Raw genomic sequence first — 20678 nt, forward strand, 5'->3', positions numbered from 1 at the left:
CAGCGATTTCAACATGATCCGTACATATCCCTTACGCGACGTCGATGCGAGGGGGGGCATCGGCTAATTCGCATGATGGCGGGCCCCATGCGCGTGAAACTAACCGCGCGCCGGTGGCACCGCAGGCGGACACGCTGCGTTCGACCGCAATGACCGCGCCCGTCCCATCCGCCGACCGCCCCGATTTGCCTTCCTGGGTGTTGATCGCGGCGATGCTGCTGAGCCTGCTCGCTACGCAATATTCGCACATGTTTTCAATCGATCCGGTCCGGGCGGTGCCTGCGGTCCTGGCGATGGCGGCACTCGGCGCGGCGATGGTGACCGGCAGGCGCACCGCGCGGCCTCGCCTTGCCGCCGGCGCGACCGCCTTCCTTCAGATGACGTTGTTCACCGTGCTGGGCGTCGTTCTGGCCTATGCGCTGGCGGCGCAGTCGGGAGCCTTGTGGGATCAGCGCCTAGCGGCGGCGGATCGCGCGATCGGGTTCAACTGGCCAGTGGTGCTGCGCCTGCTCGACATGGCGCCCGCGGTGATCTGGGTGCTCGGACTGGCGTATCACAGTCTGACAGTGCAGATGATCGTCGTCATCGTGTGCCTGAGCGCCCTGTCGAGATTCGACACGCTGCGAACGGCGGTGTGCGCCGCGATCCTGTCCGGCTTCGTCACGATCCTGATCTCTGGACTGACGCCTGCGATGGGCAATGTGTTCGACCCTTCTCATTACCGGCATCTCTGGCCATCCGTGGCGTGGGTCGAGCAGGGTCTGATCGCCGGGCTTCGCGATGGATCGCATCATGTCCTCGACCTCACCATGCTGATGGGCATCGTCAGCTTCCCGAGTTTCCACGCGACTCTCGCCGCGATCTTCATCTGGGCGTTCCGGGCGATACCGCGCCTGTCCGTACCGGGTAGCGCATGGGCGATACTGACGATCATCGCGACGCCGGTCTTTGGCGGCCATTACGGCGTCGACGTCATCATGGGGCTAATCCTGGCGCCGCCCGCGATCATCATCGCCAACCGCCTCACGCGGCGCAGGCCGTCTTCCCATCCGGTCGGCGCAGTGTTGCCGGCATAGCGTCCGCCCAGCCCCCAAATGCGGCATCGACCAGTGCCGCGGCTTCGGTGGCGCCCCCGCCTGCCGCGATTTCCGTCGAGAACAGTCGCGCGGCGCGGCGATAGCTCCGGTCCGTCAATACGCGTCGCAGCGCGGGTTCGAGCGCGCCCCTGCCCGCGTCCCTGGACGACACGACACAGGCCGCGCCGACCCATGCGAGCCGAGCCGCCGTGGCCGGCTGTTCGAACCCCAATGGCACCGCCACGATCGGGATCCCCGCCGCCAGCGCGTCCAACACCGTGTTGAACCCGCCGTGCAGGATCGCGGCCGAGCAGTGTTGCAAGACCGTGGTCTGCGGCAGGAACGCGCGGACCAGCGGTTCACCGGGAAGCGAGGCCGCCTCTCGGTCGCTCAGCCCGCCCCCATGCGCCACCACCGCACGCGCGCCGACCGCGGCACAAGCGCGCGTCATCGCCGCGAACAGCGACCGCCGCGCCCCCTGCAACGAGCCTAGCGAACAGAATATCAGCGGCCGGTCGTCGTCCCTCGGAAGGCTCTCGTCAGGCTCGCTCCGCCGCCAGGGGGCGCCATATCGGAAGCTTGCCGGCAGCGCGGCGCGCGGAAAATCGAGGCCGGCGGGACATTGGGCGATCTGCAGCCGGTCCGACCATTGATATCGCGGGTCGGGATCGAGCCCCCAGAGACGCGCATATCCCGCGACCGTCCCGGTGATCGGCTTCATCAGCAGGTCGCTCACCGCATACCCACCCCTGTTCCGGTTGAGCCCGATCACACCTGGCCGATAGGGCCATCCGAGAAACGGCGGCGGGACCATCGGCTCCCGGAGCAGCGGCAACCCGGTCACCGCGGTCACGAACGGCAAGCGCAGATGTCGCGCCACGAGCACGCCTGCAGGTTCGACCGAGTCCGCGATTACCGCGTCGACGCCGAGCCGCGTCAACGCTACCGGCAAGGTATCTAGGAGAAGGCGAGTCATCGCTGCGCTGGTGCGGATCATCCTGGGAAGCCCGATCGGCCCTGACGGCCTGGCCAACGCCGACATATAGGTCGCGAGCCCCCCGTCGCGGTCCGCAGGATGATCGAGTGCCGCGAAGCGTACCGCCGGATCCGACACGAGCGGCGCCGCTTCCGCCAGATTGACCACGGTAACCTCGGATCCTGTTGCCGCGAGTGCAGCCCCTAGCGCGACCAGGGGATTGATATGCCCCGCAGTCGGCGGCGCGATGATCGCGATATGTCGCCGTCCAGAGATCACGTGGCCAAAGCCTTCCATTACCGCCGAAAAATCAGCGGTTTCTTCCAGCGTCCGTGCTAGGCGATAGTTCCATCCGACGGGCAGATCTCGCCGAACCACGCGAGAGCAGCCGCGCCGCGGACGGCCATTAGGGGGTGCCCTTGTCAGTGCGGCATCGCCTTCGCCTTTAGCCGGACACTGCCTAACGCGAGAGGATTGCAGCGACTCGATCGGCATAGCGCATTAGCGTTGGCACTGTGTCGGGCCCGACAAGCTTGCGGGGTTCGGGATCGATCGCGCACAGCGTCCCGTAGAACGAACCGTCGTCTAAAATGATCGGCAGCGATATGTAGCTCTTGAATCCGTAGAGCGCGGGGGCGGGATGGCTGTGCCACTTCGGATCACTCGAGACATTGTCGATCACCACCGCGTTGCCGGATTCACGGATGTCGTTGCAGATGGTCGTCGACACGCGAAGTTCGTCGCCGGGCGACATGCCGAATTCAATCTGGTCGAGGACCTGGCACGCGATCCACCGCGTGTCGGTAACGCGGGCGACGGCGACGAATCCCATGCCGGTGACGGCCGCCACCTCTTCAAGAATGCCGCGTATGCCGACATTCTCGCTATGAAGCGCGGTGGTGGCTGCGATCTCGTCAAGCATAGAATATCCCCCAGCCAAATCGTAGCAGATACGCCGGGTCTATAGTCTTACTTATGTTAGTGACTAGCAGTTTACCATGCTATTCGCACAGGACGGTGTTCTGAGGCGCACTGCGTTCCAATCGCAGCGCTTTCGGCAGGCGAGCCGTTAGATCTGCGGCTGCGTCCCCTCACCTTCACCAACTGCGGCCGTGCTATGGACGCGCGCGCCGCCCGCTATGCGCCGCGCCGGATCCCGCCCGCCGGCGGCGCATTCAGGCGAGCGCCCACCGCAGAAGCCCCCCGGCGCCTACGCCACCAGCGCGGACGGCCAGGCGCTGGGCACCCGGTACGCTGCGTCCGTGCAGGGCGAGCGCCCAAGCTGGTAGCAACTCTGCACCGGCATGCAGCAGGACTTTCTGCAACGGCAACGCAGCCACGCTGGTCGCCGGCTGGTTCATCAGCGCCGATGCCACCGCGCGTGTCCGCGCATCGCAGCGGAGTTGCGACCGCATGCTGCCCAGATAGGTCGCAACGGCCCTGCGGGTCTCCGGCACACCGGTGGCGCCCAACCGGCGCGCCAGCATCGCCATTTCGCCATAATAGGCGTCTTGCCGCCAGCCCGGGAACGCCGGCGAACGATATCGCAGATACGCGGCGAGAAAGCTGCGCGCCTCCGCCACATGGACCCATGTCAGGAGTGCCGGGTCGTTCGCCGCATAGGGCGTGCCATCCGGCATGGATCCCGCCACATACTCGTGGATCGCCCGGACTCGTGCGATCGCGGCGTTGGCGGCCTCGGTCGATCCGCGCGTCGTGACGCCGATGAACTTCGCGGTCCGTCGCAACCGACCGTGCATATCCTCGCGGAAGTTCGAATGGTCCCATACGCCGGCAAGCGCCGCCGGGTGGAGCATCTGCAAAAGCAGAGACGATACGCCGCCGATCATCATTGAGGGAAAATCGCCGTGCACCGCCCACACCGCCGAGCCCGGCCCGAACAATCCGGTATCACCGGCGGGCCGTTCAAGGCCCGGGTCCGCCGCAGGATCCGGCCGCATCACCGCGTGTATCTGTCGGCGGATTGCGGTGCGCAGAGGGTTCATGCCGGTACCTGTGCCGAGAGCATCATGGATTACGATGCAGCCTGGACGGGCAAAAGCTGCTTCGACGGGACAACGCGCGAAAGCCGAAACGGTACGCGCCCCCCGCTGCCATAGTTTCCCAACCTGTCGAGGGTCGCGGCACCGCGAGAGGCGTCAAGACCGCGGTTTCGGCCATTCGACCATCACCGGGAGATATCCTTGGGCCGACTGAGCGCCACCGCAATACCCGCGCCAACGACACCGAGGAGCAGTATGACGGGGTTGAGTTTCTGCGCCTGCAACGCGGTGCTCGACTGGCGGGCGCCGACCGCCTGGCTTCTGCGCAACGCATCGACCCGCGGCGCATAAAGGTTGTCGCGCCGCGTCGGATCGCCGGGATCTGCCGGCGCCTGTTGCGCCGCCGTGCCGAAAAGTTCGAGGATCTTGTCGCTCAGCCGCGGTGCGGCGCGCGAGAGGAATGAGGCCACCAGCCCCCCGCCGCCGGCATAGATCGTCCGCCGCGGCGTCTCGCACGCGAACAAGACCGCGTCGGCGACCACCGACGGCGCGTAGAGCGGCGGTGGCAGGCGCGGTGGCTGGTCCATGAAATTACGCGCATGCTCGGGGAACGGCGTATCGATCGCACCGGGCTTGATCAGCGTGACCGAGATGCCCGCCCCCTCCTTCTCCAGTTCCATCCGCAGCGTATCGGTCAGCGCCTGCACCGCATGCTTGGTGGCGCAATAGGGTCCCTGCTCGACGATCGCGCGGTCACTGAGGATCGAGCCGATCGTGACGATCGCCCCGCCCCGCCCGCGCAGATGGCGTGCCGCGACGAGCGAACCGTGCAGCACGCCGAAATAATTGACGTCGAACACGCGGCGGTGATCGGCGATCGGCACCTGCTCGAGCGTGCCGTACGTCCCGATACCGGCATTGTTGACCCATGTGTCGAACCCGCCAAACGCTTCGACCGCCACCGCGGCGACACGCTCGACCGCGGCCATGTCGCTGACGTCGGCGACGCAGATCGCGATGCGTCCGCCGTCGGCGGTCAGGCGATCGCGGAGAGCCTCGAGCGCCGCCTCGTTACGCGCGGTCGCGACGACGGCCGCACCGCGACGCACGGCAGCCTCGACGGTGGCGAGGCCGTTGCCGCTGGTCGCGCCGGTGACGACGATGACCTGATCGCGGAGGCGTTTGAGCGTGACGGCCATGACGATCACGCTCCCAGCGGCGATTGCGCGTAATCCGCGAGCAACGCCGCCACATCGTCGTAGATGGCGACCGGGCCCGCGGATTGCAGTTGTTCGTCCGTGAACTTGCCCGATCGCACCGCGACCGCGGCGATCCCGCACCTTGCTGCCGCCTCGATATCATAGGGTGTATCGCCAACGACGATGACGTGAGCCGGGTCTAGCCCTGGCAGCTTTTCGAGCGCGGTCGCGAAGATGTCGGGCGCGGGCTTGGTCTTCTCGACGTCGTCGCTGCTCGTCGTCGCCGCGAGCAGGTCGCGCGCGTCGAGTAGGTCGATATAATGATCGAGTTCGGATCCCGACGCGGACGATGCCAGTACGACCCGCTGGCCCAGGCCATGCGCGTAAACCAGCAGGGCGTTCGCCTCCGCGAACGGTTTTGCCACGTCGAGATACTTCGCCTTGAAGATCGCGCCATGCGCGTCGCCGAGCGCCTCCTGCTGGGCCTCGTCGGCATCGGGTAACAGCGTCGGCACGAGCATGTCGGTCCCCTTGCCGATCTGGTCGTGGATGCGCTGCCGATCGAACGATGCCCCCACGCCTGCGAAAGCTTCCCCCCAGGCGAGCACGTGCATGTCGTTGGTATCGACCAGCGTACCGTCGATATCGAAGAGAATGGCTTTGATCTGCATGAGGCTATCCCGGATCTGAACTCGTGCGTCCGCGCGTTGGCACGCCAAGGAGCCGGAAGGCGTGGCGGTCGAACGGCGTCGGCAGATTGCGATAGCGTCTTAACGGCCCGCGTTGCGAATTGGCTCCGGCATGTGCGAACTTCGCGGATCAGTCGTCGATCCGGCGGACAATCCAGACTGCGGATTCATCATACCCCAGATCACCGCGGATCGATGAAGATCTGCAACTTACTAATAATTATAGCTTTTACGGCATCGTTCTATTGGTCGCGCTGCTGTTCAGGACTAATCGAAATCAGTGCGAAATATTAAAGCTGTTACCGGTCGGAACGATGAGGCGGGTCTGATCGCTATGATCCTCGGGAGATATATGCCCTGACGGCCGCAACGCATACGCGAAATGGCCGGAAAACCGCGACGGCATTGCATGGTATTGACGACGATCGGTCGGCGCTTGCGCCGGGGCGGATCCATGTCTGGAGCGATGCCGTGCCGCGCGGGACCCTATCATCGTAACTGAATGACGGAGACTTCTGATGCGCGCACTGGTTTGGCATGGAAAAGGCGATGTTCGGGTCGACACTGTCGCGGATCCCGAGATCCAGCATCCGCGCGACGCGATCATCAAGGTTTCGGCCTGCGCGATCTGCGGGTCCGACCTTCATCTGCTTGACGGCTACCAGCCGACGATGAAGCCTGGCGATATCCTCGGGCACGAGAATATGGGCGTCGTCGTCGCGCTTGGTTCGGAAGTCACCAATCTTAAGATTGGCGACCGAGTCGTCGTGCCGTTCACCATCAGTTGCGGCGATTGCTTCTTCTGCCGCAAGGGCCTGTTCTCGGCATGCGAGCGGACCAATCCGAATGCCGAACTCGCGATCAAGGCGATGGGCCATTCGCCCGCTGGCCTTTTCGGGTTCAGCCACATGCTGGGCGGCTATTGCGGTGGCCAAGCCGAGTATCTGCGCGTGCCGATGGCCGATATCGGCCCGATCAAGGTGCCCGACAACGTCACCGACGATCAGGCGCTGTTCCTGTCCGACATCTTTCCGACCGGCTATATGGCCGCGGAGAATGCGAACATCGAAGAGGGCGACACCGTGGCGATCTGGGGCTGCGGCCCGGTCGGCCAGTTCGCGATCCGCTCGGCGCTGATGCTCGGCGCGGGCCGCGTGATCGCAATCGACGAAGTGCCCGAGCGTCTGGCAATGGCCGAGGCTGGCGGTGCGGAGACGATCAACTTCGCCGAAGTCGACAGCGTGTATGACGAGCTCCAGTTCCGCACCAAAGGCCGTGGCCCCGACAGCTGCATCGACGCGGTGGGTGCCGAGGCGTCCGGGCACGGCGCGGTGGATGCGGTGATCGACAAGGTGAAGGCGGCGACGTTCCTCGCGACCGACCGCGTGCACGTGCTGCGCGAGGCGATTATGAGCTGCCGGATGGGCGGCACGGTGTCGATCCCCGGCGTCTATGTCGGGATGGGCGACAAGATCCCGATCGGCGCGATGATGAACAAGGGCCTGACGATCAAGACCGGCCAGACGCACGTCCAGGCCTATACCAAGCCGCTGCTCGCGCGGATCGAGGCGGGCGATATCGATCCGAGCTTCGTCGTGACGCACCCCGCAAGCCTCGAGGATGCGCCCGAGATGTACCAGAAGTTCCGCGACAAGCAGGACGGGGTCATCAAGGTCGTGCTGCGACCGTAATCCCCTGCCCGCCCCGGTCCGCTCGTGTCGAGCGGACCAGGGCTGGTGAATTTGGCGTATCGCACCCTTATATCCCGTGCTTCCCTTCAGCCGCTTACGGTGTCGCGTGTCCAAGAAACTAAAGATCGACTTCGTCTCAGATATCTCCTGCCCATGGTGCGTAATCGGTCTGCGCGGCCTGGAGGCGGCACTGGCACGCACTGGCGATCTGATCGAGGGGGACATCACCTTCCAGCCGTTCGAGCTGAACCCGAATATGGGCAAGGATGGCCAGAACATCGTCGAACACATCGCCGACAAATATGGCTCCACGCCCGAACAGTCGGCTGCCAACCGCGCGATGATCCGCGAGCGCGCTGCCGATCTGGCCTTCACGATGCAGATGTCGGACATGAGCCGCATCTACAACACGTTCGACGCACACCGGCTGCTGCATTGGGCGCACCTGGAGGGGAAGCAGGCAGCGCTAAAGAATGCGTTGTTCGTGGCGTATTTTACCAATCAGCAGGCTGTGTCCGACCATGCTGTGCTGGTCGCCACCGCTGCGGCTGTCGGGCTCGCCCCCGCGCGCGCCGCCGCGATCCTGGCGTCCGACGAGTTCGCGGACGAAGTTCGGACTGCCGAACGGCTCTGGCAGTCGCGCGGGATCAGCGCGGTACCGGCCGTCGTCATCAACGATCGCTATCTGATTTCGGGCGGCCAACCGTCCGAAGCCTTCGAAAGCGCGCTACGCAACATCGCCGCCGAGGCCTGATCCCGTTCATTGGATCCGGCCCAATCCGGTGGCTGCGCTAGCCACCTGATACACTACAGACGCAGGTACCGACCCGCGTCCCGCTCGGCATTCAAGCGTCTATGCAACGCTCGCCGAAAAGCCCAACGTGGCGCCGCACATCGGTGCCGCACGCTACCGTGCCCGCTGATAGGCAGCCTTCTGGGACAACAGCCAGGAGAAATCGGCGGTCAACTGCCTAGACTGTGCATAGGCGCCGGATTTCGGATCGTAGCGCGTGTAGATACCCGCCGACGAATGGCAACCGGTGCAGCTTTCGGTCATGAACGCGGTCAGGTTTCCCGATGGCCGGGTCTGTTTCGTCCCTCGATTGAGCACGCTGGTCCACGGCTGCGGACAGGCGACTCCCGGTGGCAGTTCTTCGCCATTGCATTCCGACTGGTTGCCCGACTGAAAATAGGTTTCCATTGTGATGTTAGTCAGGAACGTCGGCGTCGGATTCCCTCCGGACTTGTTGGCGATCGCGCCCGGCAGCCCGCCATTCCAGGGTGACGGCGGCGTGGACGGGCTGGTCGGCCATTGCGTGTCGATCAGCCGGTAATATTGCCAGATGCTGCCGGCGCGCCGCATCGCAGTCGAGACCTGCGCGTTGAGATCCTGCTTGTCATCGGGAATCGGGATCGCCCGCCACGCCTGAGTCGGGACGCGTCGATAGACATTATTGTGGTCGGCCACGGGCTGCTGGTTCACCGCACATATCGCGCAATTCGGGTCGGTAAACGACGGCGCGAGATTGGGGTGCGCGATCGAATCGACGTCGAGATTGTCGGCCTGTTCGAACGTCGACCAGATCCATTGCGGCGACGTGCTGCTCTTGTGCCCGATATGCATCCCGACCAGACCGACGGTCACCTTGCGCTCGACCTGCTCGCCTCCCGGCCCCTGATCCATCACCACCGCAGGCGTCGCATAAAATCGGCTGAAATCGTCCTTGCCCGGCTTCAGGATACGCCAGGCGAACTTCAGTTCGAACGCCCCGCTCCAGTCCTGCGCCGGCGTGCCCGACGGCATCACGACCTTCCCGCCCGCCTGGCTGAAGGCAACCTGGCCGTTGATGTTGTAGAGCCCCTTGTCGCACAGATAGGCGGTTTCGTTCGGATCGATCATCATCTCGTAGAAGACGAATTCGCCATTCTGGTCGATCAGCGGGGCGGTGAAGGCCTGCTGTATTTCGCTGAGCCGCGCCGCGTTAAGTTCACCGACCGCGGATATAACACCCAATGCCCGCGTGGTGCGCGGGTCCGTGCCCGCGAGCGCGGCGGCGGAAAACGGCTTTAGCCCCTTGCTGACTGCGCGGGACAGGTCGCGCGACGCCGCCATCAGGCGGGCGCCCTGCGCGCCGCACGCGGCCGGGCGGGACCCATCGTCTTTGAAGATGTCGCTGGAGTTGTGCCACAAGGTCCAATGCGGCGCACCGAACGCGGTGTCGGTGATGCGCGGCGCCGGTTTCCCCTGCGCATCGGTCGGCCAGTTAAGCGCAAAGAACATCTGCCACGAATACAGGTCGAATTCGCGCTGCACCTGCGCGAATTGTCCCGCTTTTTCCAGCCGGGTCTTGAGCGCGATATCGACGTCGCCGGGCATCTGCGGCGTGACCATCGGTGCGAACGCCGGGAAGTCGGTGAGATAAGCGGGCGTGGCGGCGCGCGGCGGTGCCGCCGCGTAGATCGCACCGCCCCCCAGCAAGGCCACAGCGATCGGAATCGCTATCCTGCCGCGCCCCATGCCGTGCCTAAAAAACGAACGCATCGCCGCTCTCCTGATCAAGACTCTTTCGTCACGCCAACCCACCTCCCGTGCCGCTCGCCCGCCGCTCCCGGGAACACACGGCATGTGCGCACCCGCCATAGCTGCGGTCGTCGCGCGGTGTGTCCGCGGGGCGAGCGGGATCGGGCAGAAGCATCCAATGGGCACCATCGCCGCTGCAAATCTGCTGCCAACTCTGGCCAGCCAGCGTAGCCAGCCAGGGCACCGCAGCCTCCGCAGGCATGCCGATCAGCGCGGCCGCGGCCGGCAGGAAACGCAGCCCGATCAGCCCGTATCGCAGCATGGGTCGATCCGACCGCCAGAGCCTTCCGGTCGCCACCCCCCGCATCACCGTTCAGACGCCGCGCCATCGTCAAGCACCGCCGACTGGTCGAGATCCCTCTCCCACGTGCATAGCCAGTCGACCACGGATATTGCCCTCCACACTCTCCACCGCGCAGTTATGCGGTGACACGGGACGACGCTCAGCAAGATATGGCCTTACTGAAAACGCTCGTTGCAATAATTATCGATACCGTATCGACTATGGTCAAACTAAAGCCCGGCCGTTTTGGACCTGTTGCTCATGGACAAGTTCTGGAATCGGCGATTACTCTAGCCGGTGAAAGGATGCCCCATGCCTTCAGCTGCCACCAAGATTCGTCGTTCGATCAGCGACATCCAAGCCGATTATGATCGCGGCGACAAGATTGAACTCGAAACGCTGATGCGCGCGTGGAAAGGCTTGAAGGATCTATCGCCCACCGACCCCAATTCCTTCTTCATGCTCGGCGGATTCCACGGCGAGCCGTTTCGTGGTCCGGGCGCCTACGCCAATGCATGGTGGGGCGGATATTGCCAGCACGGCACCGTACTGTTTCCCACCTGGCACCGCGTCTATCTCTACAGACTCGAAAAGGCGCTGCAGAGCATTGACGGTTGCGCGGGCGTGACATTGCCCTTCTGGGACGAATGCGCCACCGACTCGCAGGAAAACGGCATTCCGCGGGCGCTGACCGATCGCTATTTCGAGCTCGACGGGGTACAGATCGACAATCCGCTTCGGTCGTTCGTGCTGCCGATCGCCATCGTCGACCAGGTCGCGGCCGATGACGGCACCGATCCCAACAGCCCCAACTATAGCAAGCCCGCGGGCTATGAGACGGTCCGCTACCCCCTGTCAGGCCTTGTCGGCACCGCGGCCGACCGTGCCGCGACGCAGGACCATAATGCCGGCTTCCCCAATTTCGCCGCGAACGTGAAGACGCTGGATGCCAACATCATGGCCTGGCTGACCATGCCGGTCTATTCCGGCCAAAAATACCGTGGCCTTGTCGTCAGCCAGTTCGCCGCATGCATGGAGGCGCCGACCTACACGCTGTTCTCGAACAAGACGTCGATGGATGCGTGGAACGCAGCCAACAGGGACATGCCCGTGGTCGCGCTGGAGTCACCGCACAATTTCATCCATCTCGCGGTTGGCGGGTTCGACATCCCTACCTACAACGCGTCACCGATCGCGGGCGCCAATGGCGACATGGGCGAGAACGACACCGCGGCGCTCGATCCGATCTTCTATTTCCATCATTGCTTTATCGATTACGCGTTCTGGACGTGGCAGAAGCGTCACGACGCGAAACACGTGCTGACGATCGACGAGAATGATCCCGGTGCGTCCTACGCCAACAACCAGCCGCCCGCCGGCGCCAATCCCGGCGACATGCTGACGATGAAGACACCGCTCGCGCCGTTCCTGCGCGACGACGGCACGCCGTACCTCAGCACCGACTGCGTCGATATCGTCGGACAGCTGGGCTACGACTATGGTCCGGGATCGCTCGACGAATATGCCACCCCGACGCCGATCGCCGAGGCGACTCTGCTCGCCGAGGAGCCTAGCCGGCAGATCCACATCACGGGGATCGACCGGTCGAAGATCGCGGGCTCGTTCGTGGTCGCGGCCTATGCGGAGATCGACGGTGCGCGCCGCTTGGTTGGGGCGGAGGCAATTCTCAGTCGCTGGACCGTAGGCGGATGCGTGAACTGCCAGACCAAGCTGCGCGCGAGCAGCAATTTCCGCGTCGCAGCCGACCTGCTCGCGAGCGGCGACGTCAAGGTCGTGCTGCATACCCGACACGGTGCGCTGGGCGACGCGCCGCCGGCCCTGACGTCAGCCGGGCAAGTGGGTACTGGGGTCAGAGAGATTGCGAGCAATACGGCCAGCGCGGTCGACATGCCGTTTCGCATGGAGATCCGTTGACCGGGGAAGGTTCTCCCTCCGCCCGCACTCGCTCCCCGATGACTGCGGGCAAAAGCAGTGATGGTTATCAGTAAGCTCTGACAGAGAGCGGCTATCCGCGATGCTATGTTTGGGCCCTGCGGCTCGGGGATTCCACCTTTGAGACATCGGAGCGATCCGGGTTTAGTCTAATCGCTCAGCCAATCGGTTGTGATCTGGCCCCTATTCCCCTCCGGCGCCAGCACAGAGCGCAGGGCTTCCAGTAGAGGCGGCAGCGCCTGTGTGAAGGCGTAGGGCGGATTGACGAAAAAAAGACCTGCGCCGTTATAGATGCCGGGCTGGTCGTCGTCGTACAACCAATGCTCCACCACCAGCAGTTTCGGGATGCCGAGCTTGCGTAGCTGCTCCTTCCATCGCCAATGCACGCCACGATCTTTCAGCGGATACCAGATCATCGTCACGCCATGCGCCCATTTGCGGTGTGCAGCGGCGAGCGTCGCGGTGATACGTGTGCGGTCATCGAGCTGCTCGTACGGTGGGTCGACCACCACCACGCCGCGCGCGGTTCGGGGCGGCAGCATCGCCAGCCAAAACTCGTAGGCGTCGCGCTCATGCACGGCAGCAGCTGTGCCACGCATCACGCCGCGTAGGGTATAGGCATCCTCAGGGTGCTTTTCGTTGAGGATGAGGAAATCCTGCGGGCGCAGAAGCTGCGCCATAAACTGCGGTGAACCGGGATATAAGCGCGGCTCGGCCCCAAGATTCACGGCTTGCACGGCGGCGCGGTAGTCGTTCAGCAGGGGGTTCAAATCGACAAAGGCCCGTAAAGCGCCGTGTGTCGACTCCCCAGTGCGTTGAGCGTCGTCGCCGCCAAGGTCGTACAGCCCGCAGCCGGCATGGGTGTCTATTAGGGTCAGCGCCCCCTGTTTTTGCTGCAAGGCCCGCACAAGGGCGATCAGCAGGCTGTGCTTCACCACATCGGCGCTATTGCCAGCATGGAAGGAATGGCGATAATTCATTGCGGTTCAAAAATCCTGACGAATTGCCTCTATACGTGATCCTGGGCGCGGCTGCCGTGCGCGAGGCGATCAAAGTAACCAGTCCGGTGCTGGTATAAAGTCGGGGGGAAACCTTCAACGCACTTTTGCGCGGGGCCTTGTCAGCGATTACCACCAGAGGCGGAAACGCAATGGTCGGGGCTATGACGGAATTGCCCGCGCGAAATTTGGAATAGCTGGGATTGATCAACACCTGCCGCCCACTTGGCAGCAGCAGTGACGGGAAACCAGCGAGTTACGCCCGATTTCCGCTTTCGAACTTCAGCAAAGATCACGGCGTGGGTCAAATGGATCAGCCGCCGTGACTGCTGGAGATTGCACAGAGCCCCCCCACCCCCAGAACATAGAGGATAAGCACGATGAGGGAGTCTATTCCCATACGCCAGACCTGCCGCTTAGGCCGAAAAATCAGGCCTGCCGCGTAGACGCAGGTCAGCAGCACGCCAAGACTTGCAAGATAGATGTCGCTTGCCTGCGCATCAGGTAACACCGCCTTGCCGGAGATGATGACGGCGAGGAGGAATAGGACCGGAAGAAAGGCGTTTCCGCCGAAGATGTCGCTGACCGCGAGCTGATAGTCCTTCATGCGTACCGAGGTGATGCCGGTCGAGAGCTCTGGCAGTGACGTGGCGGCTGCGAGTACCGTCGCGCCGAACAGAACCCCGCTCAGCCCGATGTGCCCAGCTATAGCATCGCCGCTCCGCTCGAGCAGGACCCCGGCTGCAAGGGTCGCGAGTGCGGCCGCGCCGAACACCATCGCAATACGAACCGTGCTTTCGCCTTGCTGCCCGGACGCATCATCCTTCTTTGCTTGCGAGTGACCCCTGGGCTCCTCCTGCCCGTCGGGCGCGGTACCACTCGTCTCTTGCCATGGCAGCCCCTTGCTGGCCTTGCTCGACAGCCACACGCCAACGACCCATAGGACGGCGATCAACACCGCCCCTGGGGTGAGGCGAGCAGCAATGAGCGTGCTGGGCAACTGTGTCGCCATGATCGAAACGATCAACACCGCCACTACCAGCACCGCCTCCACAACTAGCGAGAGGCTGGCGGCGCGATAGGTCAGCGGCACCGTCTCCTTCATGGCGATGTCCATGGCCACGAGCACGACCGTCTGGATGGCTATGCCGCCCAGGATGTTGCCGACCGCCACAGCCAGATTGCCTGCCAGCGCCGCGCTGACGGTAATCGCGACCTCGGGCAGGTTGGTGGCCACCGCGAGGACGATGATGCCGCCGAGCGCCTTGCCAAGGTGAAGTCGCGAAGACAGGGTGTCGGTCGTGTCGGCAAGTTTCACGCCCGCGATCCATATTACGCCCGCGCAGGTGGCAAAGATCGCGAGTAAAATCGGCAGGTCGAGTTCGTCGAACATGCGGGACTTTCAATTTGTCGAGGCGCGACAGAGGGCTGATCTGAGCGCACCAGCAGCCCGGGCGTTCCATGACAACTCATGAAACGATCCAAGGGACGTCGAAGGATCGGGCTTGACTGGGCCGCAGCATCAAAGCTCATGACGCGGCACGTTGAACTTGAACCACGTCACTGTCGGTATCCGAGAACTGGGGCCGCCAATCCGCCTTCATCTGCTTATTCTGGTCACAGAATTTGCGCCGGCGCAGTCGTGCCGCAACCGCAGATTGGCCGCGTGGGCAAGCGCCACCAATATGCCGCCAGTTACCGTGACCGCACGTTCGACGCCGCCTTCCGACAGGGCGAAGGCACCTGTCATCAGCAAACCCAGTCCAGCGCCGCCAACACAAAGCGGCCACAAGGCCGCGTGGCGGGCACGTCCGCCGAGGAGCGCGATCGCCGCGAGCGGCACCGCCAACGGCAGCACCCAGCGGTGAAAGCTTTCGGGTATGACGATGATCGCGGCGACCGCCGGGACAGCCGCCAGGAGAAGCGGCAACGCCAGGCAGTGGACCATGCAGACTGCCGAGCCCGCCATGGCTGCTCGATCGAGCCAATCCATTCTGCACGTCCCTGTCGTTCTCATCTTGCTGTAACCGATGCTATCAGCGTAATGATACATCGTATCACTGCATGTGAGGTTGGTCGATGCTCCGAGATGAGACACTGCGATCGCTCGCGCCTGGCGCGGTCGGCCTGTTCAAGGGGCGCATCCTTGCCGGCGAGCAGGCGATCGTCCACCGCTCGCCGCCGACCGCGGGTACCGGCGAGGCGCGGTTGCTGCTGGTGATCGATAGTCCACCCCCGGCGGAGACCGCCGCGCTGTGGGAGCAGGCGATGCAACGTGGCTGACATATTCACGGCGCATCGTCGTCACGCGATCGGCGAGCGCCGTCTCGCTCCTCCCATGATCCAAGCCATCAGGATCCAGACCCCATGACCCGCGTGCCGCTTCTCATCGCCGTCACGCTGGCGAGCCTTGGCGCCGCTGGCGGCGCGCAGCGGGCGCTCGGCCCGGCGGGGTATCTCAAGCCGGGTGCGTTCGACGTGCTGGCCGTCCTGCCGCCTGCGCCGAAGCCAACCGATCCTCGCGGGGTCGCCGACCGCGCGATCTTCACGGCGACGCGCGCTTTGCAGGGGAGTCCGCGCTGGGCGATGGCGACCAACGACGTGAAGCTGGCCCCGACCGACCTCTTCCGCGACTTCAGCTGCGCCATAGGGATCGCGATGACGCCCGAAAACGCCCCGCGGACCGCCGCACTGCTGCGCCGTGCGATAGTCGACACCGCGGGCCAGACCGGGATTGCCAAGACCTTCTACAAGCGGCAGCGACCGTTCCTGATCGACCGGGGGCCGATCTGCCAGCCCGCGGCGGAGGTCGCGGACAGCTATGATTATCCGTCGGGCCATACCACCGCGGGCTGGACGATGGCGACGTTGCTCGCGCAGATCGCGCCCGATCGCGCGACCGCGTTGCTCGCGCGCGGCCGGGCGTATGGCGAAAGCCGGATCGTGTGCGGCGTCCACAATGCGAGCGCGGTCGAAGCGGGGCGTCTGTCGGCGTCGTCGACACTGACCGCGATGCAGGCCGACCCCGCCTTCGCCGCCGATCTCGCCGCGGCCAGGCGGGAGATCGCCGCGCTCCGACAGACCGGTGGCGCTGCGAAGACCGACACCGCACAGTGCACACGCGAAGCGGCACTCGTCGCCCAGCCCCTCTATTGACGAGACACTCATGACCGACACGACCATCTCGTCCCTGCTCCTCAATCGCCGCACCATGATCGGTGCCACCGCCGCCATGATCGGCGCACCCGCGATTCTGCGCGCGCAGCAACTCTTCGCCGCCTACCCGTTTCGCCTCGGCATCGCGGCGGGCGATCCGGCCGCGGACGGGTTCGTCATCTGGACCCGGCTCGCCCCCGCCCCGCTGGCAGAGCATGGCGGCATGCCGATGCAGCCGGTCGAGGTCGAATGGCAGGTCGCGACCGATCCGCGCTTTGCGACGCCGGTAGCCGGTGGCAAGACGCTCGCGCGTCCCGAACTCGCGCACTCGGTCCATGTCGAAGTCGCCGGCCTGTTGCCCGATCGCCCCTATTGGTACTGTTTCACGGTCGGCAACGAGCGTTCGACCACGGGATGTGCGCGCACGCTGCCCGTCGCAGGCGCATCGCTCGACCGCCTGCGCTTTGCGGTCGCGGGCTGCCAGAATTACGAGGACGGGCTCTACACCGCCTATCGCCACCTCGCGGCGGACGATCCCGCCTTCGTCTTTCATTATGGCGACTATATCTACGAAGGCGGGAGCGCGCCGATGCCCGTCGGCTATGACGGCAAGCCGCGCCGCTTCGTCCGCGAGCATGCCGGGCAGAAGCTGTTCGACCTCGCCGATTATCGCCGCCGCTACGCCCAGTACAAGACCGACCCGGATCTTCAGGCCGCACACGCCGCGGCAGCATGGTTCGTGACCTTCGACGATCACGAGATTGAGAACAACTGGGTCGGTGAGATCGACCAGGAGAAGGATCCGCCCGAGGTGTTCGCGCTACGCCGGGCGGCGGCGTTCCAGGCCTATTACGAGCACATGCCGCTGCGCCGCTCGGCATTTCCGGGACCAGCGGGCATGCAGATCTATCGGCGGGCGACGATCGGCAATTTGCTCGACCTGCATTTGCTAGACACCCGGCAGTTCCGGACCGACCAGCCCTGCGACGACGGCTTCAAGACGCGTTGTGCAGGCTGGGCGGATCCTGCCGCACAAGTAATGGGACGAACCCAGGAGGCATGGCTCTCCACGGCGCTGAAGCAGAAGACGGCGCGCTGGAACGCACTGGCGCAACAGGTGATGATGATGCCGCTCGACCGGCGGACGGGTGACGAACCTGCGCCGATCCGCAACATGGACAGCTGGGGCGGCTACGACGCGCCGCGCGAGCGCGTGCTCAAGATGGTCCAAGGCCTCGGCAACATGGTCGTGCTGACCGGCGACGAGCATCAGAATTATGCGGGCGTCCTGCGCACGCAAGGCGGCCAGGGGGATGCCGTCGCGGTCGAATTCGTCGGCACGTCGATCACCTCGGGCGGCGATGGCGCGGACCGGCGGGTCGGCGAAGACCGCATCCGCGCGCGCAATCCGTTCCTCGCCTGGACCAACGACCGGCGCGGTTACTTGCTGTGTGATGTGGATGCGGACCAGTGGAAGACGGACTTCCGCACCGTCGATACCGTCACCCGCCCCGATGGCATGGTCAAGACGTCCGGTACGGCGATCGTCGAGCATGGCCGTGCCGCCGTGACGGTGACCTGACCGCGCCTCCGCGTGAAATCCGATACCTCACTTCGTGCCGGCAAAAGCTGCACGTGAGTCCCGGTTGCCGGTGTTGGCGCGGTTCAGAACGCGCCAACACCGTCGTCGTGCGACAGTCGCGTGATCCTCAGCCGCTGCCGACCACCTGCGTTATGGAGCTGGCACAGGCGCTCGACCTGTACGAGCGAAGCGGCGAGTATCGTCGCGGACGCGAGCGCCCCCGAACGGTGCATGCGTATGATTTCGTCGTCGGGTACCTGCATCAGAAGTTCGGTACCGATCGTGTAGAGGCCATCGAGGACATGCTCCTGGCCGTCGTCGCTCTGGAGCACGAGATCGAGCGGGCGGATCAGACGCTGGGCCGCATAGCCGTCGATCACCGTGCGCGCTGCGCCGATGTCGGCGACCAGATGATCCAGGGCTGCAGCAATATCCGTCAAGACCGGCGACGGCGCCCCGCCCTCGAACAGCGGTTCGCCCGACATCCCGATTGCCGGATCATCCTCGACCACCGCCAGTCCGGCGACCCCGTTCGGGTCCAGCCGGAATCCCGTCAGTTGCAATGCGCGCGGGCAATAGGTCGCATGGAAGCGGCGATCGTGGACGAACAGGTTGATCGGCTCGACCAAGCCGACGAGCGCGACGAGGTTGAAACGCCCCGTATTAGCGTCCTTGGCGAGGCAGAGCGGCATGTCCGCCACGGCGAGTGCCAATTCGGACAGTCCGATCTGCACGATGCGCTGCGCCGGTCCGACGATGGTCGAGTCGAAACGGAGCGCGCCGTGATCGGACCTGTTCAAGGGGCGGATGCGACTCATACCCGTTGCAGCCCGTGTTCGCGGACTGCGCGAAGGAGGTCGCGATGCCGCGGCATCTTGCGGACGAGCTCGGCACGAACCCGCGCATTGCGAGCTACCAACGAGTCGACCAATTTGCCGTCGGCGGTAGCGGGCTCCCCACGATAGCTGCTCGCGAAGCGCATGCCGTGAAGCACATATTGATAGCTCGGCCAAGAAAACACCTCACGCGCATGCGCAAAATCCTGCGCAGCGGGAGCGTGGTGTTTCCAAAGCGCTAGCCGCTCCCGCAGCCCTTCAGGCATCGACGTCGGAGCAGCATTATCGCGCCAGAAGGCGGTGTCGCGGCGATGCGTAATCGCATAATGGAGCTTCAGAAACTCGATGATCCGCTGCCAATGGTGGCTGAACGTCGCGTTGAACTGCCGCGCGATCGCATCCATCGTCGAGCGTGTCTGAGGCAGCCGATCGACGAGCGAGTCGAGCGACGTTTCGATCAGCATCAATGCCGATGCTTCCAGCGGCTCCAGGAACCCTGCGGACAGGCCGATCGCGACGCAGTTGTTCTGCCAGAACCGCTCACGATGTCCTGCTTCGAAGCTGATTCGACGGACCGGCAGCGCATCGGATGCGGGACCGACGTACCGGCGCAGTGCCGCTTCGGCCTCGTCGTCGCTGGTATGGGCGCTGCTGTAGACGTGACCGACGCCGCGGCGTGTCCAAAGACCGATATTCCATATCCACCCGGCGTCCTGTGCGGTCGAGATGGTATGGCAGGCGATCGGGTCGTCCTCGCCCTGATAGGGTACCTGCATCGCCAGCGCGCGGTCGGCGAACAGGATGTCGCGACAGCTGCGGAACGGGACATCATAGACTCCCCCGATCAGCAGCGCGGCAAATCCGGAGCAGTCGACGAACAGGTCGCCCGCTAAAATACGTCCGTCGGCGAGTTCGACGTTCCGGATATCGCCATTGCCCTTCAGGTTCGCGCGAACGACATCGCCAACGACATGCTCGACACCCAGCGATGTGGTCGCGTGGTTGCACAGCAAGGTCGCGAATTTGCCGGCGTCCAGATGATAGGCGTAATTGGCCTGTCCGCCATATTCCGGCGCCGTGATCGTCTTGGGTGCCAGTCCCGCGTCGCACAGCGCCGACTGGTAATCGACCCAGTCGGCAAAACTGGCCCGACTGGCGCCAACCTGCGCCGGCGCATCCGTGCCCATCCCCGTCTCGGTCGCCGATGCGTGGAGCCAATAGGGGGAGAGATCGATGTCCCCTGCCCCCGCCGGTGGGTTTAGCGGGTGATAATAGGCGTCACCGGCGCTCCCGTCGGTCCAGCCCACGAACTGCGCACCCTGCTTCAGCGCGGCGTCGCATGATCTGATAAAATCGGTCTCGTCGATCCCGATCTTTCGCAGTGTGTTACGCATCGTCGGCCAGGTCCCTTCGCCGACTCCGACACTCGGTACCGTCGCCGATTCGACGAGCAGGACTTTGACCTTGCTGCCGCTGCTGACAGATCGCGCCGCGAGACGACAGGCGGTCAGCCACCCCGCCGATCCGCCTCCGACTACGATGACGGTCCGTATCGCTTCTTCGTTAACGTCAGCGTGCGACATCACGTCTCCTGTTGTCTTCCCGGCTTTTCGACCCCGTAAGGCCGCCGTTTTTTCTGGCTTTCATTTATACGA

18 protein-coding genes are annotated in these 20678 nt (G+C 64.4%); 7 read left to right on the forward strand and 11 right to left on the reverse strand.

Translation table 11 applies throughout. The features are described 5' to 3' along the window. The first annotated feature begins 113 nt into the window (after nt 1-113). Nucleotides 114-1076 (forward strand): phosphatase PAP2 family protein, encoded by a 963-nt coding sequence (locus EV283_RS17035; protein ID WP_165391825.1) that lies wholly within the window; start codon nt 114-116, stop codon nt 1074-1076. Here EV283_RS17035 and EV283_RS17040 read toward each other — a convergent pair. The 5 genes from EV283_RS17040 to EV283_RS17060 all read right to left on the reverse strand — a co-directional run bounded on the left by EV283_RS17040 (nt 1024) and on the right by EV283_RS17060 (nt 5925). Continuing rightward, nucleotides 1024-2331, reverse strand: coding sequence for a glycosyltransferase (locus EV283_RS17040; protein ID WP_242616043.1), 1308 nt, complete (start codon nt 2329-2331; stop codon nt 1024-1026). The two genes, EV283_RS17035 and EV283_RS17040, sit on opposite strands and share 53 nt — an antisense overlap. A 181-nt stretch (nt 2332-2512) precedes the next feature. Then, entirely contained in the window at nt 2513-2974 is a 462-nt protein-coding gene (locus EV283_RS17045; RefSeq protein ID WP_130327449.1) for a GAF domain-containing protein, read from the reverse strand. 253 nt (nt 2975-3227) lie between these two features. Further along, complete coding sequence (locus EV283_RS17050) at nt 3228-4013, reverse strand: oxygenase MpaB family protein (RefSeq protein WP_242616044.1); 786 nt, start codon at nt 4011-4013, stop codon at nt 3228-3230. A 227-nt stretch (nt 4014-4240) separates the two neighbouring features. Further along, complete coding sequence (locus EV283_RS17055; protein ID WP_130327453.1) at nt 4241-5254, reverse strand: SDR family oxidoreductase; 1014 nt, start codon at nt 5252-5254, stop codon at nt 4241-4243. A 5-nt stretch (nt 5255-5259) separates the two neighbouring features. Then, nucleotides 5260-5925, reverse strand: a complete 666-nt coding sequence (locus tag EV283_RS17060) for an HAD family hydrolase (RefSeq protein WP_130327455.1) — start codon at nt 5923-5925, stop codon at nt 5260-5262. 536 nt (nt 5926-6461) lie between these two features. Here EV283_RS17060 and EV283_RS17065 point away from each other — a divergent pair. Together EV283_RS17065 and EV283_RS17070 are read left to right on the forward strand one after the other, a co-directional pair. Beyond that, complete coding sequence (locus EV283_RS17065) at nt 6462-7634, forward strand: zinc-dependent alcohol dehydrogenase (RefSeq protein ID WP_056412523.1); 1173 nt, start codon at nt 6462-6464, stop codon at nt 7632-7634. Between the two features lie 106 nt (nt 7635-7740). Continuing rightward, the gene (locus tag EV283_RS17070; protein WP_130327457.1) at nt 7741-8388 is read left to right on the forward strand and encodes a DsbA family oxidoreductase; all 648 of its coding nucleotides are present in this window, start codon (nt 7741-7743) and stop codon (nt 8386-8388) included. 153 nt (nt 8389-8541) lie between these two features. Here EV283_RS17070 and EV283_RS17075 read toward each other — a convergent pair whose 3' ends face one another. Beyond that, the gene (locus EV283_RS17075; RefSeq protein WP_130327459.1) at nt 8542-10176 is read right to left on the reverse strand and encodes a hypothetical protein; all 1635 of its coding nucleotides are present in this window, start codon (nt 10174-10176) and stop codon (nt 8542-8544) included. Nucleotides 10177-10810: 634 nt separating this feature from the next. On the opposite strand from EV283_RS17075, the gene EV283_RS17080 reads away from it, so the two are divergent. Continuing rightward, complete coding sequence (locus tag EV283_RS17080; protein ID WP_130327461.1) at nt 10811-12433, forward strand: tyrosinase family protein; 1623 nt, start codon at nt 10811-10813, stop codon at nt 12431-12433. Between the two features lie 167 nt (nt 12434-12600). Here EV283_RS17080 and rlmJ read toward each other — a convergent pair whose 3' ends face one another. From rlmJ to EV283_RS17095, 3 genes are all read right to left on the reverse strand, one after another. Then, a complete protein-coding gene (gene rlmJ / locus EV283_RS17085; protein ID WP_130327463.1) occupies nt 12601-13431 on the reverse strand; it encodes a 23S rRNA (adenine(2030)-N(6))-methyltransferase RlmJ in 831 nt (276 codons plus the stop codon). Between the two features lie 331 nt (nt 13432-13762). Then, complete coding sequence (locus EV283_RS17090; protein WP_130327465.1) at nt 13763-14842, reverse strand: sodium:calcium antiporter; 1080 nt, start codon at nt 14840-14842, stop codon at nt 13763-13765. A 207-nt stretch (nt 14843-15049) separates the two neighbouring features. Then, the gene (locus EV283_RS17095) at nt 15050-15442 is read right to left on the reverse strand and encodes a MerC domain-containing protein (RefSeq protein ID WP_165391826.1); all 393 of its coding nucleotides are present in this window, start codon (nt 15440-15442) and stop codon (nt 15050-15052) included. Nucleotides 15443-15528: 86 nt separating this feature from the next. On the opposite strand from EV283_RS17095, the gene EV283_RS17100 reads away from it, so the two are divergent. The 3 genes from EV283_RS17100 to EV283_RS17110 all read left to right on the forward strand — a co-directional run bounded on the left by EV283_RS17100 (nt 15529) and on the right by EV283_RS17110 (nt 18187). Beyond that, nucleotides 15529-15732, forward strand: coding sequence for a DUF1826 domain-containing protein (locus EV283_RS17100; RefSeq protein ID WP_130327469.1), 204 nt, complete (start codon nt 15529-15531; stop codon nt 15730-15732). Nucleotides 15733-15816: 84 nt separating this feature from the next. Then, on the forward strand, nt 15817-16605 hold the full coding sequence (locus EV283_RS17105; protein ID WP_130327471.1) for a phosphatase PAP2 family protein: 789 nt from the start codon (nt 15817-15819) through the stop codon (nt 16603-16605). 10 nt (nt 16606-16615) lie between these two features. Beyond that, nucleotides 16616-18187: an alkaline phosphatase D family protein gene (locus EV283_RS17110; protein WP_242616045.1), complete on the forward strand. Its 1572-nt coding sequence runs from the start codon at nt 16616-16618 to the stop codon at nt 18185-18187. 83 nt (nt 18188-18270) lie between these two features. Here the strand turns inward: EV283_RS17110 and EV283_RS17115 are convergent, their stop codons facing one another. Both EV283_RS17115 and EV283_RS17120 read right to left on the reverse strand, forming a co-directional pair. Further along, nucleotides 18271-18987: a SapC family protein gene (locus EV283_RS17115; RefSeq protein ID WP_165391827.1), complete on the reverse strand. Its 717-nt coding sequence runs from the start codon at nt 18985-18987 to the stop codon at nt 18271-18273. A gap of 14 nt (nt 18988-19001) precedes the next feature. Then, nucleotides 19002-20606, reverse strand: a complete 1605-nt coding sequence (locus EV283_RS17120; protein ID WP_130327475.1) for a tryptophan halogenase family protein — start codon at nt 20604-20606, stop codon at nt 19002-19004. Between the last annotated feature and the right edge of the window lie 72 nt (nt 20607-20678).

Source organism: Sphingomonas sp. BK036, from assembly GCF_004216825.1.
In the GTDB taxonomy this organism is placed as follows: domain Bacteria; phylum Pseudomonadota; class Alphaproteobacteria; order Sphingomonadales; family Sphingomonadaceae; genus Sphingomonas.